Origin of the sequence: Microvirga ossetica (assembly GCF_002741015.1) — a bacterium.
Taxonomy (GTDB): Bacteria; Pseudomonadota; Alphaproteobacteria; order Rhizobiales; family Beijerinckiaceae; genus Microvirga; species Microvirga ossetica.
Window position 1 is genome coordinate 572,843 of record NZ_CP016618.1, and the last position, 17,180, is coordinate 590,022.

General features: G+C 60.9%; 12 protein-coding genes. 2 read left to right on the forward strand and 10 right to left on the reverse strand.

Annotated elements, in window-relative coordinates; all coding sequences use genetic code 11:
* Window positions 1-235 precede the first annotated feature (235 nt).
* A complete protein-coding gene (locus BB934_RS37260; RefSeq protein WP_099514756.1) occupies window positions 236-1,801 on the reverse strand; it encodes a PAS domain S-box protein in 1,566 nt (521 codons plus the stop codon).
* A 97-nt stretch (window positions 1,802-1,898) separates the two neighbouring features.
* Between BB934_RS37260 and BB934_RS37265 the strand changes: the two genes are divergently transcribed.
* Window positions 1,899-2,825: a LysR substrate-binding domain-containing protein gene (locus BB934_RS37265; protein WP_099514757.1), complete on the forward strand. Its 927-nt coding sequence runs from the start codon at window positions 1,899-1,901 to the stop codon at window positions 2,823-2,825.
* A 2,057-nt stretch (window positions 2,826-4,882) separates the two neighbouring features.
* On the opposite strand, the gene BB934_RS37270 is transcribed toward BB934_RS37265, so the two are convergent.
* From BB934_RS37270 to BB934_RS37315, 9 genes are all read right to left on the reverse strand, one after another.
* Complete coding sequence (locus BB934_RS37270) at window positions 4,883-5,110, reverse strand: hypothetical protein (RefSeq protein ID WP_237050564.1); 228 nt, start codon at window positions 5,108-5,110, stop codon at window positions 4,883-4,885.
* Window positions 5,111-5,403: 293 nt separating this feature from the next.
* Window positions 5,404-6,006 (reverse strand): hypothetical protein, encoded by a 603-nt coding sequence (locus BB934_RS37275; protein WP_099514758.1) that lies wholly within the window; start codon window positions 6,004-6,006, stop codon window positions 5,404-5,406.
* Entirely contained in the window at window positions 6,006-6,773 is a 768-nt protein-coding gene (locus BB934_RS37280) for a DUF2092 domain-containing protein (protein WP_157934561.1), read from the reverse strand. Before BB934_RS37280 ends, BB934_RS37275 begins: the two co-directional genes overlap by 1 nt.
* Before the next feature lie 177 nt (window positions 6,774-6,950).
* Window positions 6,951-8,564, reverse strand: coding sequence for an FMN-binding glutamate synthase family protein (locus BB934_RS37285; RefSeq protein WP_418294819.1), 1,614 nt, complete (start codon window positions 8,562-8,564; stop codon window positions 6,951-6,953).
* Between the two features lie 33 nt (window positions 8,565-8,597).
* Entirely contained in the window at window positions 8,598-9,890 is a 1,293-nt protein-coding gene (gene gltA, locus BB934_RS37290) for a citrate synthase (protein WP_099514761.1), read from the reverse strand.
* A gap of 392 nt (window positions 9,891-10,282) precedes the next feature.
* On the reverse strand, window positions 10,283-11,311 hold the full coding sequence (locus BB934_RS37300) for an alcohol dehydrogenase catalytic domain-containing protein (protein ID WP_099514763.1): 1,029 nt from the start codon (window positions 11,309-11,311) through the stop codon (window positions 10,283-10,285).
* On the reverse strand, window positions 11,308-13,239 hold the full coding sequence (locus tag BB934_RS37305; protein ID WP_099514764.1) for an acyl-CoA synthetase: 1,932 nt from the start codon (window positions 13,237-13,239) through the stop codon (window positions 11,308-11,310). The genes BB934_RS37300 and BB934_RS37305 overlap by 4 nt, the downstream gene beginning before the upstream one ends.
* 62 nt (window positions 13,240-13,301) lie before the next feature.
* Entirely contained in the window at window positions 13,302-14,414 is a 1,113-nt protein-coding gene (locus tag BB934_RS37310) for a VOC family protein (RefSeq protein ID WP_099514765.1), read from the reverse strand.
* A gap of 17 nt (window positions 14,415-14,431) precedes the next feature.
* Window positions 14,432-16,048: a bifunctional 3-(3-hydroxy-phenyl)propionate/3-hydroxycinnamic acid hydroxylase gene (locus BB934_RS37315; protein ID WP_099514766.1), complete on the reverse strand. Its 1,617-nt coding sequence runs from the start codon at window positions 16,046-16,048 to the stop codon at window positions 14,432-14,434.
* Window positions 16,049-16,226: 178 nt separating this feature from the next.
* Between BB934_RS37315 and BB934_RS37320 the strand changes: the two genes are divergently transcribed.
* Window positions 16,227-17,177, forward strand: coding sequence for a fumarylacetoacetate hydrolase family protein (locus tag BB934_RS37320; protein WP_099514767.1), 951 nt, complete (start codon window positions 16,227-16,229; stop codon window positions 17,175-17,177).
* The last annotated feature ends 3 nt before the right edge of the window (window positions 17,178-17,180 follow it).

The window sequence follows — 17,180 nt, forward strand, 5'->3', positions numbered from 1 at the left end:
AGTTCGCGCCACCGCCGCGCGAGATGTAGCCTCGGAGGTGCTGGACAGTGATGGCGGGGGAGGGATCTCCGTGCGAGGGAGGACGCCGGCTTCCCCCGATCTGACAGCTCGTGTGAATAGCGCAGACGATGAGAAGGGCGCATGTTCTGGTTGATGCTTGCATGCTAGTCACCAGTGTGGTCGTACCTTGAAAGGGTGTTAGCGCTAGGCTTTATATCTCGCGTCGTGCAGGAAATCATGATCGCGCCACACCCACTAAGGCCGCCTCAACCTCACCGCCGAGCTGACGGCTGAGCACTCGCTCCAGCAGCGTTGTTCCGAAGCCCTTGCGGTCCGGCACGGCCACGGGGGGGCCGCCTTGCTCCATCCATTCGAACCGGATCTTGCTCTTCTCGACGTCCGCGGCAGGCAAGCTCCATGTGACATGAACGCGTCCCTGCGGACTGGAAAGTGCTCCATATTTCGCCGCGTTTGTCGTCAGCTCATGTACCGCCATCCCAACAGCCAGAGTGAGGTGGGAAGGCATGTCCAGGTCCGGCCCGGTCAGGATGCCGCGTGTGCCGGTCTGATCGTCATAAGGCTCGAGCTCACTGCGCAGAATATCCCGTAGCTGCACGCCCGCCATTTCGTTGTCGAACAAGAGTGTGTGGGTCTGTGCGAGGGACATGATCCTCTGGGTCAAGGAATCCCTGAAGTTCTGAATCGAGGGCGCGTTGCGGGCCGTGGAGTTCACCAAGGCCTGCACCGTGCTTAGTGTGTTCTTCACCCGGTGATGGAGCTCGCGCATGAGCAAGGCCTGCTGCTCCTCCAGACGCTTCTTCTCGCTCATGTCAGAGAACATGCCCAATGCACCCGAGACCTGCCCCAACTCGTCACGCAGGGCGCTGGTGGCGGCCAAGACGGGAATGGCCGCACCGTCCTTACGCCGAAAGCGGATCTCGAACTGCTCGAATTCGCCTGCAAGATTGCGGCCAACCCGCTCGCGGTGGTTCGGCTCATCCTCGGGGAAGGTGAACTCCAGCGCCGAACGCCCGATCATCTCGTCCGGGGTACAGCCCAGCATGGCCGCCATGCGGGCATTCACGAACTGCGTCCGAGCATCCACGCCGATCAACCAGATCCCATCATTGGCGGTCTCGACAATGGTGCGGAACCGCGCCTCGCTGGCACGCAGGGCCTCTTCGACGAGCTTGCGGTCATGGATGTCGGTGCTTGTCCCAAACCAAGCTGTGATGGCTCCTTCGGCATTCCGAACCGGAATGGCCCGGGTAAGGAACCAGCGATACTCACCGTCATTGCGACGGATGCGGGTCTCAATTTCGAAGTTGCATCCGCTCCGCAGCGCGGCGGTCCATGCCTCCATGCAGCAGGCCTGATCATCGGGATGGAGCACCAACTCGGGCCAGCAGCGGACATTCTGTTCGGGTGTGATGCCACAGAAGCTGAACCATTGATCGTTGACGAAGGTAATCGTGCCGTCGGGAGCCGCGATCCAGACGATGGTTGGGATCATGTTGGCAAGGGTACGGAAACGAGCCTCGCTTTCCTCAAGGAAGTCGCCGTGCTTCCGGAGCTGGGTGATCGGGCTGTCACGAGAGAGCAGAATGCTTGTCTGGCCGTCGATATGGGCGATCTTCTCTTCCGTTGCTGCAGTCGATGTGAAGCCCGGATCGGAAGTGAGCATCCCTGTCCGGTCATCGAGCTTTGAGGTGTCGATGACGCTCCGGCCGGTCAACCTTTCTTTAGCCGGTAGTCCGACGAGCTTGTTGTCGACGGTGCGCGGGCGGGAGATCATGGGCATCAATCTATCCTGTGCGAAGGCATGGATAGGGATTAGTTGCCCGTATGGCCCAGATCTAATATATTATTCTTAGCTTTACGATTAGAGAAACCTATCAATGGATCTGCGCCAGCTCCGGTACTTCGTCGCGACCGCGGAGGAACTGCATTTTGGCCGGGCTGCGGAGCGGGTCCACATCGCGCAGCCGGCCTTGAGCATCCAGATCAAGGCCCTGGAGGACATGCTGGGTGTCCAGCTCCTCAGCCGGACCAACCGGGTGGTGACCCTGACAGAGGCGGGCCGCCTTTTCCTCAAGGAGGCCCGCCGCACCCTTGAACAGGCGCAGCATGCCGCCGTCGTGGCCCGTCGGGCCGGACGCGGCGAGATCGGTCGCATCGAAATCGGCTACTCCGCAGACACGTCTTATTCCGGGGTACTGTCAGGAGTCCTGCGGCAGTACAAGCGACGGGTTCCCGACGTCGAACTCGGGCTCCACGAACTCCATCCGAGCACACAGATCGCACAGCTCCTGGAAGGTCGTATCCATATCGGGTTCATAGCCAACTTTGTTGACAGCCCTACCGGGAAGCTGCCGCCAGAACTGGATGCGATCCGCTTGGCGGAATGGCCGCTGAGGGTGGCGCTTCCAGCGGACCATCCTCTTGCGAAGCGGAGCCGAATTCCGCGAGAGGCACTCGCGGACGAACCGTTCATTGTCTACGTCGGATCAGACATTGAACAGGACCGCTCGTTGATCCAGATGGTGATCGGGTTCATGCCGCGTGTCGCATATGAAGTGCGGAGCGGGTTTTCTATCGTGAGCCTTGTCGGAGCCGGGTTGGGAGTGGCCATCGTTCCGTCGTCGGTCAGCTCGGTCAGCATCGGCGAGCACGTCGTCTACAGGCCCATCTCTGGCAACACGACGCAGGTCGGAACCGACGTCGTGTTCCGCCGGGACGCTGACGATCCAGCCGTGGTCAACTTCCTGGAGATCGTCCGGCCGGATCAGCATGATACCAAAGGAAAGCGACACCGGGGTGCCTGATGGGCTCTGAGAACCGATAGCAATCTGAGGGATTGCAGAATGTTACTCATTCCCTATCGGCAGCTTCGAAGCAGGAAGGAGAGCGGCCTCGAGGAAGGCCCAAGCCCGCCGACTACTGTCGGTCTTGCGGAAAGCTACAGCAATGTGACTGGCCTTTGATTCTGATTTGTTACGGAACTGAAACTGAAGTAATGGAGATAGCGGCGACGCTCTGTCTCCGTCGGTGCACTGCCCGATAAGAGTTCTCAGCACGATTTTTCTTGGGCAAGCCATGCTCAGGATTGGCTGAGAGACCCGACACTCGATGGAGCGGTCTGGAGAGTTTCTCCACAGCTGAACCTTGACAGCAAATTATGCCAGACAGCCTGTTGGATGATACTGGGCGGAGACTGGTGGCGAGTATGGGAATGGGTTGCATCCTCGTCTCTCCCGTGCATCAGCCTATCGCGTCAGCAATTCCTGTAACACTCCAGTGTAGGAATACCTTTCCGCTCTGCGACCTGTCCGTTCGCTATGAGCACCGTGAGGACATCCATCCCGCCGTCACGACACTCGGATGCACTATCATCCGCTTCAACCAGTGCAGTTGGCTATATGAGATGCACTTGCTCCGCCGCAAAAAATTCCTATTGCCAAGGGATGTCCCACCTGTGTTGCAAAGGCCGCCCCGGTTCTGCGAGAACCGAGGCAGTCGCGAGCCAGTGAAGCCGCTGCTGCAAGCAAGGAACCGTGCATCATTTCCTGTTTGTTAGCGGCATCGGTCGGTTGAGGACGAGGAGCGCTGATGAGAGGTTCCTGGGCTCGCGCCTCCACCAGAGTATCCGCTCCCGCTATTATAATAGCTGCTTCCGTTGATATAGTATCCGTTGTTGTTATAGTAGCTGTTCGCGCTCGATGCGGCCGCAGTTCCAGTGGCGGCCCCCGCCGCATACGCCCCCCAATCGTAGGGATAATAGTAGCCGCTCCCATAGGATCCGTACCGGCCCCCAAAGGACCCGTACCGCCCACCATAGGATCCGTACCTGCCACCATAATACGCGCCGGCAACGTCACCACCCCGGTTGACCGTGACGTTGCCGGAGCCGACCACGTTCCCAGAGCCCAAAGGACCGTGCGCCGCGACATTCCCGCCACGAACGGGGGCCACCACGTTCCCGGAGCTCACGGGACCGTGTGCGACTCCTTTCCCGGCCCGTACGGGTGCCCCGAGATTCCTGGAACCGACACGACCAGGCGGCCCGAAATTCCTGCCACGAACGGGTGCCGCGACTTTTCCCGGTCTGACAGGGCCGCGGATTGCGCCGCTGCTTGGTGGGCCGGGTGGGCGACCTCTCATCATTGGACCAGCCATCGGCGGACGTGGAAAGCCGCCCATCGGTGGGCCGCCCATTGGCGGGCCTGGAAAGGCAACGGCCATATCCGTCGCTGCGGTTACGGCAAGAAGACCCGCGAAAACCCGGATCAGATGCTTCATCACTGCCTCCTTTGCTATGCCAAGGCATGGAAAGAGTTAGGTGCCAGGTTAACATGGGTCCAATATATTGTTTTTTGACCTATAATATTCAGGACATATCAATGCACCGGCGTCCGCCTCAGTGTTTTGGCTGGATCGTCGAGGAGGTCATGTGAACTTGGCGGCCACGGGCACAGCCGCCGCGGGCGCTGTCATCAAGCAGTTCGGTTCTGATGGGGCCGTCTTCGCGATGGACATGAGAGCCGCCGCATGGTGGGCTTTCGCAGGCCAGATGTTCCAATGCAGACGACGCACTCGGCTCATCGATGCGCAGGTGCACCATCAGAAGGAATCATCCTACCCACGTCCCAGCCGAGACGTTGCTGCTCATCCAGGTGGGATGCGAACGGGGCCGGACGAACCAGGTTCAGCGAGAGGGCATCGAGGCACGGCGGCGTGATCGATGGAGATGCCGTGCTCGGCCATTCTCTCCTCAAGAGGATGCTGGGTGCTTTCTTCTTGGACGCGTGGGAACTCAAGAGGGCCTGATCGCTAGCCGTCTGGATCCTGTGCGAGCCATCAGGCATGGGAGCAGCGGTTCTCCCTATCGGATCAGGTCTGCGAGGGCATCCGCCACTGCCAGCGCGCCATGCTCGCGGATCCGAGCGAGCCTGGCGGCCCGCTCCACCTGCTCAAGACGGTAGAGGTAGGAATCGAACTCGAGCGGCAGAGCCGGGTCGCCCAGGTATTGAGGCTTCTCCCCTCGCTGAGAGTATTCCGCCCGTAGCTCCTGGCCGAGATGCTCTTGGACCGAATGGGGAAGCGGAGGCACATTGCTTCGCGACCGGGCATCGGTCCGAGGCAGCGACGTCTGGGATTTAGTCGTATCATTCATCATCTACTCGCCCCTGGTTCAATGTCTCGGGAGAGGATCGGTCGAGGAGATGGGCTCGTGCCCTGGCAAACGCAGCCGGCAAGATTGGAAGGAGACGACCCTCGGTCTCAACAGCGCGGCTCCTGTCCAAATTGCAAGGAGTTCGCGCTCTGAGCTGCAGAAATCGCCGATAGGCCGGGACGCAGCAGATGGTCTCGGCCAGATCGGGGGTCACTGCCGAAGGCCTATATTTAGCGGCAGTTATCACTCGCGGACGACGAGCGCTGATGAGAGGTGCCCGACCTCGTGCTTCTGCCAAAGGATCCGCTCCCACTGCTCGAGTACCCATCGTCGTTGCTAGAGTAGCTGTTCCCACTGCTGTAGTAACCGCTTCCGCTGTTGTAGTAGTTGTTCGCGCTTGAGGCGGCCGCGGCTCCGGTGGCGGCCCCTGTCGCATAGGCCCAGTAGGGATTGTAGTAGCCGCTCCCATAGGATCCGGACCGGCCGCCATAGAACGCGCTGGCATGGACGTTGACGCCGCGGTTGACCGTGACGTTGCCGGAGCCAACCACGTTCCCGGAGCCCATGGGACCGTGCGCCGCGACATTCCCGCCGCGAACGGGGGCCACCATGTTCCCCGATCCGACAGAGCCGCGGATTGCGCCGCCGTTAGGTGCGCCAGGCAGGCTGCCTCTCATCGGTGGGCCGCCGGTTGGCCCGCCCGATGGCGGGCGCGGCAAGCCACCCGACGGCGGACCCGGCAGCTGGGGCAGAGCCGGTTGGGCAACGGCCCCATCCGATGCTGCTGCGGTGGCGGCGAGAAGAGTCGCGAAAACCCATATCGAATGCTTCATCACTGCCTCCTTGGCTGTCCCGGGGCAACGGCCGGCATCAACTCGACCTGTTTCGCGTCGGCGGGCGGCTGGAAGGCGAACACGGAGTCGGACGGGTGAGCTTTGCTGTCCCAGTTGGTGAATTCGGCGACGAAACGCGGCTGACCGGGCAGCAACCGGTAGGTGACGATCAACCGACGCGGGATGGCCGCGTTAGTGTTCTCGACCCACAATTCCATCTCGGTGCCGGCCATCTGATGAAAGAACAGATGCCGGCACTCGACGCCGTCGATGGTGGCTGTTCCAACTTGCCAGCCGGCGACCACCTTGCGCAGGAGCGATTGGTCCGGTGACACACCAAAGAAGTTGACCAGCGGAAAATCGATGTTGAGCCTGTCGAGCACCTCGGTCAGCGCTGCCGGGATGCCTCCCGGAGCGGGCATCACCGAATACACCTTGCGGTCAGGCGAGAAGAGGGACACCGTCTTGCCGTCGTAGAACAGGTCGTTGGCTCCGTCATCGCCGGTCACCTGGATTTTGAGCCGGTCGGGACGGCGCACGAGAACCTTCATCGTATGGAAGATGTGCAGCGGCTGTCCGGATTCGTTCAGGTAGACCCTGGAGGTTTTTGCCGAGAATGAGAGCTCCGAAGCCGAGAGCGTCTTGTTCAGCGTCGCGAGGGCGGCGTCGGCGTCCTCGCTGAGCGCCGGCCGGACCGGGAGAGCCGGTTCCTGGGCGTGCGCGGTCGGCACCGTGGCCAATCCCACAAGAGCGCCCAGCGCGCTCATGAACAAGCTGGGAAAAATCCTTCGTAACATTGCGTATTTCCTGATCTGGATGGCGCCTTGGCGCCGGTGATACTTGTGTGTCTCAGGCTACCTCCTCACTCGATCGTGCGCGGGCTCTCGGATGTCCAAGAGGTTGAGTCCCGGGTGCTTTCGCAGAGCTGCCAGTAGTTTGCGTAACTACGGTGCAGGAACCGAGAAGCGGTCCGGACGCGCCAAGGCCCAAGAGTTCGCATAAAAGGGATGGTCGTTCCTTTTGCTGAGCAGTTCGCCGGGCTCAAGGTAAGGAAGCAGCTGCGAGAACAGCTTGATCTCAGACGAACTGATCCGCCGGGCCAAATGATGGGGCTTCAAGTCGGAGGGATGGTTCAACCCCGCTGAGGCAAGAAGCTCGGCGAGAGCATGCATCGTGTTGCTGTGAAAGTTGGCGACCCGCTGTGCCTTGTCAGGAACAACGAGAGCGCGTTGCCGCAAGGGGTCCTGAGTCGCGACACCGGTCGGGCATTTGTTGGTGTGGCAGCTTTGTGCCTGTATGCAGCCGACAGCGAACATGAAGCCCCGGGCAGAATTGACCCAGTCGGCCCCAATGCCAAGGGCACACGCAATATCGAATGCTGAGATGATCTTGCCGCTGACGCCGATCTTGATGCGGTCACGCAGCCCTGCTCCGACAAGAGTGTTGTGCACCAAGAGCAGGGCCTCACGCATAGGCACTCCTACGTGATCGGTGAACTCGAGTGGAGCTGCGCCCGTCCCGCCTTCCGCTCCATCAACGACGACAAAGTCTGGCACAATCCCGGTCTCAATCATCGCCTTTACGATTGCCATGAACTCCCAGGGGTGCCCGACAGCGAGTTTGAAACCAACGGGCTTCCCACCTGAGAGACTGCGGAGCTTCGCAACGAACAGCATCATCTCGACAGGTGTGCGGAAGCTGCTGTGGGCTGCGGGCGATATACATTCCTGGCCGACCGGGATCCCACGGGTCTGGGCAATTTCCGCACTCACCTTGTGCCCGGGCAGAATGCCGCCATGGCCCGGTTTAGCCCCCTGACTGAGCTTGATCTCGATCATCTTGACCTGATCGTCCGATGCCTGCTCCGAGAAGCGCTCTGGAGAGAAGCTGCCGTCCTCGTTGCGACAACCAAAGTACCCGCTGGCAATCTGCCAGATGAGGTTACCACCATAGCGTCGATGGTAGGGGCTGATACTCCCCTCGCCGGTATCGTGGGCGAATCCTCCGATCTTCGCGCCCTTGTTCAGGGCCATGATCGCATTGCCGCTGAGCGCCCCAAAGCTCATGGCCGAGATGTTGAGGATGGAACCCGAGTAGGGCATTACGCACTGATCGTTGCCAATGCTGATCCTGAATCCTGATGGGTCGGCCACCGGTTTCGGACGGATGGAGTGACCGATGAACTCATGGCCATCTGAGTAGCCATCCACAAGGGTCCCGAAGGGGCGCTGGTCCGGCTCGTTCTTTGCCCGGGCATAGACCAAGGATCGTTGGGTTCTTGAGAACGGCAGCTTTTCGAACTCGGTCTCAAGGAGATATTGCCTCAGTTCCGGTCGTACGGCTTCGATCAGAAAGCGAACATGCCCGATAATCGGATAATTACGCGTAATTGCATGCTTTTCTTGGAGCATGTCGTAGATGCCGAGCAGGGAGAGCAGGCCGAAGGCCGCGGCCAGGGTCAGGCTGGCGGGCTGCAGAACGAGCCCGAAGGCGGCGCCCGTCAGGATGACGCAGCCGGCCAATGGGGCGTAGCGGCCGGCAAGGGAAAGGTTGTGCATTCTGCGCATGACTTTATCTCTGCGGAGCGTTTCTTAGCCGCGTCGGGCTTCGGTCACGTAGTCGCGCTCCGTCGCGCCGGTATAGAGCTGGCGCGGGCGGCCGATGCGCTGGGACGGGTCCTCGATCATCTCGCTCCACTGGGCGATCCAGCCGACCGTGCGGGCGAGCGCGAACAGCACCGTGAACATCGAGGTCGGGAAGCCCATCGCCTTCAGCGTGATGCCCGAATAGAAATCGATGTTCGGATAGAGCTTCTTCTCGACGAAGTAATCGTCCTTCAGCGCGATCTGCTCGAGCTCCACGGCCACATCGAGGAGCGGATCGTCCTTGATGCCGAGCTCGTTGAGCACCTCGTGGGTGGTCTTCTGCATGATGCGGGCGCGCGGGTCGTAGTTCTTGTAGACCCGGTGGCCGAAGCCCATGAGACGGAACGGGTCGTTCTTGTCCTTGGCCTTCGCGATGTATTCCGGAATGCGGTCGGGCGTTCCGATCTCCTCAAGCATCTTCAGCGCCGCTTCGTTGGCGCCGCCATGGGCAGGCCCCCACAGGCAGGCGATGCCGGCCGCGATGCAGGCGAAGGGGTTCGCGCCCGAGGATCCGGCGAGCCGCACCGTCGAGGTCGAGGCGTTCTGCTCGTGATCGGCGTGCAGAATGAAGATCCGGTCGAGCGCCCGCGAGAGCACCGGGTTGACCTTGTACTCTTCCGCCGGCACCGCGAAGCACATGCGCAGGAAGTTGGAGGTATAGTCCAGATCGTTCTGCGGATACACGAAGGGCTGGCCGATGGAGTACTTGTAGGCCATGGCGGCGAGCGTCGGCATCTTGGCGATCATGCGCATCGACGCGACCATGCGCTGGTGCGGATCGGAGATGTCGGTCGAGTCGTGATAGAAGGCCGAGAGTGCGCCGACGCAGGCCACCATGATCGCCATCGGATGCGCGTCGCGGCGGAAGCCGGTGAAGAACCGGTGCATCTGGTCGTGCACCATGGTGTGGCGCGTGACGCGATAGTCGAAATCAGCCTTCTGGGCTGCGGTCGGCAGCTCTCCGTAGAGGAGCAGATAGCAGGTCTCGAGGAAGTCGCCGTGCTCGGCGAGCTGGTCGATGGGATAGCCGCGATAGAGCAGGATGCCGGCGTCGCCATCGATATAGGTGATCTTCGACTCGGTGGCGGCCGTCGAGGTAAAGCCGGGATCGTAGGTGAACATCCCGGTCTGGCCGTAGAGCTTGGAAATGTCGATGACGCTCGGGCCGATCGTGCCTTCTTTTACCGGCAGTTCCACGGACTTGTTGTCAACGGTGACTGTGCTGGAGGTCATGGGCATCAATCCATCCTGTGCAAAGGTATGGAGAGGGGGTAGCAGCGGGCATGCTCCTGGTCTAATATATTGTCTTGCAGGTTATGATATCGAAACGATATCGCTTCAAGTGCCAGCCCCGCACTGCCTCATGACTGCCCAAGGTGTGCAATGAGGAACCGGTTTGAGGACCGGACCCCGAGAATCGCAGTGGAGATCCGAACCGAGATCGTGTTCGCTGGAAAACCGGCGATCCAGCCGTGATCAACTTTCTGGAGGATGATCGAACGAGAAAAATGGATTCCCGTTTGGGATTGGTCCGATGCTCCCGTCCAGGAGGAGCGCATCGTGCGGAGTTCCAGTTCCATACGATGCATTAGGGCTGAACGCCTCGTACGAACTCTAAGACTTGCGTAGCATCAGGGCGTGAGAAGCGCGCGCCCTGGCTTACCCTTCCTGACGTGGTCGAAAGCCTCGGCTGCTTCTTCGAATGGCTTGAGGAGTCCGATGGGAAGGCTGACACAGTTCTGTTCGACAAGCCGGCTCAGTTCGGACAGTGCCGCCTCATCCGGACGGAAGACGGTCCATGCGTAATGCTTGATGCCTTTGGGCAGAGCGCTCCGGTGACGCTTTTTGTCAGAGATGGTCCTCAGCCCCCCGCGCACCCAGCCGAGTTCGTCGAAGTTTCGCAGCATCGGATGCACCGTCGTTGCATGACCGAGCGCGCGGTCGCGTAGGCAGCCGAGCAGCGAGAGATCATCGTCCCACGTAGCGAAGTTGAGCGTCGCATCAAACGAGCGGCCGAGTGAAGAAAACGGCTTCTTCGTGCAGTCGACCACATCGGCAGCCCCAGCGCCGATGCAGGCGTCGAAGGTAGAGGGCCGGGCGATCGCCGTGACCTTTGCGCCCCATTCGGACAGCATCTGCAACGCCAGCGTTCCGAGGCTCCCAGCGGCACCGTGGACCAGCACGCTCTTTTCGGACGCATTCTCCCGCGTGAGCCCCGCTCCGAAGGTTGCCAGCCACATCGTTACAAAGCAGTAGGGAAGCGCGGCGAGTGCAAGAAGATCCCGCTCTTCGGGTACAGGCAACAGGTAGTTCGCCTTGACCTGGACATGGCTGGCATGGGTCCCCTCCGCTGAGGTTGGCTTCACTCCGTAGACGCGATCGCCGACCTTGAACCTTGACACTCCAGTGCCCAGGGCCGTGACAGTGCCGGCAAGGTCGTTGCCGAGCACCATCGGAAACTTGCCGGCACCAAGAAGCGAGAGCAGCCGTCGGCCATAGCCTTGGGCGCGGTGCACGTCGATCGGATTGACTGAGGCTGCCGCTACGGCGACCCCGACCTCGTCGGCCGCGGGCTTTCGACGAGGGACCTGCCTCATCATGAATCCGCCGCGACCGCTGGGGTCGAGACACATCGCCGCGTTGGCTGTTGCCATGCTCATGACTTCGCCTCTTCACCAGTGGATGGGCTGATGGTCCCTTCCAGCACCTCCGACTTGAATGCATAGCGGTCGAGCGCCGATCGCAGCGCCGTTACTCCCGCATCGGTCCTGACTCGGATCACGTGTGCTCCCCGCGCATCCCGAACATGCTCGACTTCGGCAATGGTCGCGCCGGTGTTCAGCGCCTCGGCACGGACGACGGTCTCGATCTCAAGCTGCTGCAGCGCCGGCTTGAAGATCTTTCCGACACCTGTCATCGGCAGCGCCGGCACGACCTTCACCTGCTTGGGAACCGCAGCGCGTTCGGGGATGCTCGCCGTCGCAAAGTCGAGCAGCTCCTGGCCGGTGACCATCGTGCCGGGCTGCGTTTGTACATAGGCCACCGGGATTTCGCCCGCATAAGCGTCGGGGCGGGCGATTGCTGCGGCCAATGCAACAGCCGGATGCCGGAGCAAAGCATCCTCGATCAGTTTCGGATCGATGTTGTGTCCACTTCTGACGATAAGTTCCTTGCGCCGGCCCGAGAGCCAGAAACGTCCATCTTCGTCCTGCCGGCCGAGATCGCCGGTGTTGAGCCAAGGCTCCCCTTCGATGTCGATCCACACGTCCTTGTTGTGTTCGGCATCCAGATAGCCAGAGAAGACGTTTGGACCTTTGATCGCAAGTGTTCCGGTCTCGTGGATTTCCGCCATGCGCAGGAAACGCCCGTCATCGTCGAGGATGACAGCACGCATCTGCTGATAGGGAATGCGCATTCCAATTGAGCCTGCGCGCCGCTCGCCTTCCGGCAGGTTGACCGATGAAGCACAAGTGCCTTCGGTCAGTCCGTAGCCCTCAAGGATCTTGATTCCGGTCTTGGCCTCGAAGCTCTCGATCAGCTTGGCCGGCATGGGTGCTGCGCCACACAGCGCGAACTCAAGGCTCGAGACGTCGTTGTCCCCGATCGGCAGGTCGAGCAGTGGGGCATAGATCGTCGGCACTCCGGAGAACATTGAGACGCGGAAGCGGGAAACGATCTCCCAGAACCGTGTGATGAGCCCCTTGCCTCGGTAACCCTCGGGCGTACCGAGCACGACGTGATCGCCCTGCATCCACGGCAGTAGTCCGGTGACGATCTGCGCGTTGACATGGAAGAGCGGTAACCCGCAGAAAAAGGTGCGCTGTGTAGCGCTGGGGCCGAGGATCTGGGCGAGGGCCCAGGCATCAAAGACTTCGTTGCCGTGCGTGCGGGCCGCAATCTTGGGCAATCCTGTGGTTCCGCCGGTGCAGACATAGGACGAGCTCGAGGCTTGAGAGATTCCCCGCGGTGCGACGAGCCGATCCGACGGCTGTTCCTGCAGTGCCCGACGGAAGTCGACGATTTCGAGACCGGATGCAGGCGGCCTCGGCTCCCCGTCTCGGGGCGGACCCGCCGCGTCTCCCGCATATGGCGAGAGATCAACCCAGGCGACGACCCGAAGGTCCGGCAGCGTCTGAACATGCGGCGCGAGCTTCGTCCACAGATCCAGGCCGGGCGCAGGCGCCAAGGTCACCAGCACCCGCACGCGTGCGGCGCGCAACAGCTCCGCGATCAGGCTGGGCTCCAGCAGATGATTGATAGCGAATGCTACGCCGGCCGCTTCGCCTCCCCAGATCGTGAAGTGGGTTTCGGGCAGGTTTGGCAGCACGAAGGCGACCGGGTGGTCGGCACTAACGCCAAATGCATGAAACGCGTTTGCAACTCGGGTCACGTCGGCCAGCAATTCGGCATAGGTCCACGTGAATACGCGCTCAAAGCTATCGGGCGTCAGAAAGAAGGACAGTGCCCTGGCGTCGGGCGTGCGTTTGGCGGCGGCGGCGAGCGCCTCGTATGTCGTCTGAGGCAAGCCGCGGTCTGCGAGCGGCTGCGTCTCGATGGCTTCAATATCGGCGAGATTCCGGATCGGCATCGAACAGCTTTCCTATCCAGCAATGAAGAACAACGGATGAGGTCGCGGCAGCGCTAGCACCGTCAACGCTGCCACTTGCGGCTGGGCCTCGATAGGCTGTCCTTCAGGGCAAGCATCCGTCTGAAGCGTGCCCTGTCGTTGGCCGCTATCTTGAGCAGGTTCCACAGACGCCGCGCGGTCAGCCGGGCATCGATGAAATCATCCGGCAGGTCAGGCCCCCACTGGTAAAGCCCCTCTCGATCCATCAGGTGGTATCCAGGTGGTTGGTCTGCATCGAACAGGTCGCCATCGGCATAATGTTCGTGCTTCTGGCCCCACGGATCGCGCCAGTAGTCGAAAATCTGGCTCCCGAGGAGATGGCGGCCGACGCCCCAGGCATGCCTATAGCTGTTCGCCATCATCACCTGTTGGCCCATTTCCACCGCGTCGAGATCAATGACTTCGAATGCCACGTGATCGACCTTCGACTCCAAGCCCGTGGAAACGAAGAGGGTGTGATGGTCCGTGGGTTCAGCGCCACGATCCAAACGCATGAAGGAGCCGATCGGCGTACCGTCGGGCAGGCACATCACATCGGACGGGATGAAGCCGAATGTGTCTATGTACCAACGCACGCTTCGATCGAAGTCCGGCGTTTCCAGGACGAGGTGCCCGAGCTTCGTGACCTGCGGCGGCTCGAACTTCGGACGCTGGGTATCGTTGACGCGAACGATATGTGTTGGGGCATTGTGCTGGATCGGTGGACGGACCGGCAAAGGCGTGCTTGGCGTCATTCCATGCAAGACCTCCACCTCAATGCCTTGAGGATCGCGAAGCCGCACGACAAACCCGCCGCCCGGTCCGCCAGCACACTCCACGCGGCTGCCAAAAGCTTTGGCCAGCGTTTCGAGATTCTCCGCCTCCGAGACCGAAAGGCCGAGACCGAGGAAGCGGGCCCGAGGCCCGCGCGTTATCCGGTAGATATAGGGTTTCGGCCCGGCGCCCCGCATGAACAACTCGTTGTCACTCTTTTCAGCGCGAACCAGCCCGAAGTCGCAGAGGTAAGCCTCGGCTTTGTCGAGGTCGGGACGTTCAAAATGGGCAAATAGAAGTTCGTGTGCCTTCACCAGCGGAGAAGGACCGCGCGGCAACTCGATGCTGCCGGGGCCATGCTTGACTGTAGTTTGGAGAGACATCGGCAATTCCTTCCGGGCTAGGCTGCAATCCGACGGGCAGTCTCGCGGCTGCACGCGGCGAACATGTTCAGGACAGTCAGATCCCGCGTCTGCGGATCGAGGCGCGCGGCGATGAAGCGGTCGGGCCGGATGAGAAGCGCGCGGACGCCATGACGTTTCACCCACGCCGCAAAGGATGGGTCATCGCATCGTAGCGACGTTGCCGAGATGCGCTCATCGTGGCCGTTCAGGCAGACGAAGCGTGTGCCAAGAGCTTCGAGGATTGAGAGATCGCGCGGAGACAGCATGCTGATCGGATCGGCCCCGATACCGAGCGCCAGCCACTGGTGGCAGTCCTGAAACGTGTCCAACGGCGCCGCTCCCTGCGTTGATTGAACACAAGGTTGCGGCATCATCTGACCGATCAACGGATCCCTGGTTCCGGCGGTCAGCACGCTGCGGCCGATAGCGGGCGGCGGCAGCACGCCGCCACGACGGATGAAGGCCCGAAAACGGCGCGACATGTTGAGGCAGGCGAAGATGTAGTCCCGCGCCATGGCGACAACCCGGTTTGTCGGCATGATGACGAAGGCGAGACGGCGGGATACGTTGACTAATCGGCGCACCACGGGGGCTCGTTCGGCCTCGTAGCTATCGAGGAATGCGGTCGGCGCGAGCCCTTTGACGACATAGGCTATCTTCCAAGCGAGATTGACCGCATCTTTGATCCCGCTGTTCATGCCTTGGCCCGCGAAGGGCGGCATCAGATGAGCGGCGTCGCCGGCGAGGAACCCGCGATTGTTGCGCCAGCAATCCGCGACGCGGGCGTGAAAAGTATAGACCGCCTTCCGTTCGATCCGGAATGAACGGTGTCCAAAATTGTCGGCGATCAGCGAATGGATCCTGTCTTCCTCCAGCAACTCTTCCTGGCGCTCGTTAGGAAGACGCATGAATTCCCAGCGGACGCGATCACCAACGGCTGGGATTTCGACACGAGGGCGCCGCGGGTCACAGTGGAAGCTTATCTGCTTGACAGCGTGATCCTGTACAAGCGCATCGACGACGAGCCAGTGCTGCGCGAAGGTCGAGCCGACGAGTGTCGAACCAAGCATGTCGCGCACCTGGCTTGTGCCGCCGTCACACCCGACGATGAACTTCGCCCGAAGAGTGCGCATCCCATCCGGCGTCGACACCATTAAGACCACGTGATCACGATGTTGCTGCAGACCCGTTACCATGTGTTCGAACAACGCCCTGACGTTGGCGAACCTCGATAATCCATGAAACAGGACTCTCTCGAACTGCGGCTGATAGAAGATGCCCAAAGGGGAATGACCGTGAGACCCACGAGCGGGAAAATCCATTTCCATCAAGGTACGGCCGCGGGCATTGACGTGGCGAACATGCGGACTTTGGACGAGTTCGGGCGCGATCTCGTCGAGAAGACCGGCTATCGAGAAGGACCGCAACGTCTCGGCATCATAGGCAATGGCCCGCGGGATGCCGCGAAGACCTCCGCTGCCTTCGAGAAGAGCGACTTCCAAACCTGAAAGACCAAGCAGATTCGCCATCATCAGCCCGACGGGCCCTGCTCCGATAACGTCAACGTCGACCTCGGCCAACGGCGTTGGCTGGACGATAGGCTCCATTGTCATTTTTGTTTCCTCCCGCTGGCGTGTTAGCCGCCAGCAGATACTTGAACATGATAGTCAAAACGACTAGATGGTCAATATGAGATTGAACCCTACGGCATCGCGCGCCGCGGTTTGGTATGTTGGGACGCACGAGAGGACAACGGCGCGATCTATGGGCAGACGATCAAGGGAGGAAAATATGACTATTAATCTTGTACGATTCATGAAGCAGGACAGAGCGTGGTGGGGGGTTGCGTCGGGAGAGCAGATCACACCGCTCGCCGACAATTATCCCACCACTGCCGCCTTGATCGAACGGGGTGAAGACGATTGGCGTCAGGCACGCGAGCGGAAGCCGAGCGTCAGCATCAACGACATCCAGATCCTGTCGCCGATCACCACCCCGTGCCGGATTTATTGCCAGGGCGCGAACTACCGCCAGCACATGATTGAATCCGGTATGAATCCGGATGCTAAGCTGTTCAACATGTTCTTCACGAAGTCCGACGCTTCGATCGGTTCGGCATATGAGGCAGTCGCGCGACCGCCCCATGTGAAGCTGCTGGACTACGAGATCGAACTTGCACTGGTCTTCCGTCGGCCGATCTCCTCCGCAGTGACTATCACCCCGGACATGCTGGCCGACTATGTCTTCGCCGTCGCGATCGCGAACGACCTCAGCGCGCGCGATGTCCAGTTGCCGCAGACACAATTCTTCAAGGGAAAGAGCTATCGCGGCTTTTGTCCGATCGGCCCCTGGCTCACCGTTCTGGATAGAGAAGAGTTTCCCAGAATTGACGATCTGGAGCTCCAGCTCTCAGTAAACGGAACGGTGCGGCAGCGCGACAACACCTCCGCTCTCGTGTTCAAGCCTGCCGAGACGATTTCCGAATTGTCCACTTTCGCCAACATCGCTCCCGGGGATGTTCTCCTGACGGGCACGCCGAGCGGCTGTGCGCTTCGCGTCCCACCCCCGCCCTTGCGGCGCTTGCTGCAATTGCTGCCTGAGCGCAGGTTCTGGAAGATGTTTCTCAAGTCGCAGGGACGCCGGCCCGAGTATCTGAAACCCGGCGACCGCATCAACGCACGGATCTGGAGCCGCGATGGCTCACTCGATCTCGGCGAACAGATTACGGAGATTGTTGTCTGAGGG

Bases quoted from the DNA above. Each gene is read 5' to 3' on its own strand.
- BB934_RS37260 (WP_099514756.1), bottom strand. From the start codon at position 1,801: ATGCCCATGATCTCCCGCCCGCGCACCGTCGACAACAAGCTCGTCGGA.
- BB934_RS37265 (WP_099514757.1), top strand. From the start codon at position 1,899: ATGGATCTGCGCCAGCTCCGGTACTTCGTCGCGACCGCGGAGGAACTG.
- BB934_RS37275 (WP_099514758.1), bottom strand. From the start codon at position 6,006: ATGAAGCATTCGATATGGGTTTTCGCGACTCTTCTCGCCGCCACCGCA.
- BB934_RS37280 (WP_157934561.1), bottom strand. From the start codon at position 6,773: ATGAGCGCGCTGGGCGCTCTTGTGGGATTGGCCACGGTGCCGACCGCG.
- BB934_RS37285 (WP_418294819.1), bottom strand. From the start codon at position 8,564: ATGCACAACCTTTCCCTTGCCGGCCGCTACGCCCCATTGGCCGGCTGC.
- gltA (WP_099514761.1), bottom strand. From the start codon at position 9,890: ATGCCCATGACCTCCAGCACAGTCACCGTTGACAACAAGTCCGTGGAA.
- BB934_RS37300 (WP_099514763.1), bottom strand. From the start codon at position 11,311: ATGAGCATGGCAACAGCCAACGCGGCGATGTGTCTCGACCCCAGCGGT.
- BB934_RS37305 (WP_099514764.1), bottom strand. From the start codon at position 13,239: ATGCCGATCCGGAATCTCGCCGATATTGAAGCCATCGAGACGCAGCCG.
- BB934_RS37310 (WP_099514765.1), bottom strand. From the start codon at position 14,414: ATGTCTCTCCAAACTACAGTCAAGCATGGCCCCGGCAGCATCGAGTTG.
- BB934_RS37315 (WP_099514766.1), bottom strand. From the start codon at position 16,048: ATGACAATGGAGCCTATCGTCCAGCCAACGCCGTTGGCCGAGGTCGAC.
- BB934_RS37320 (WP_099514767.1), top strand. From the start codon at position 16,227: ATGACTATTAATCTTGTACGATTCATGAAGCAGGACAGAGCGTGGTGG.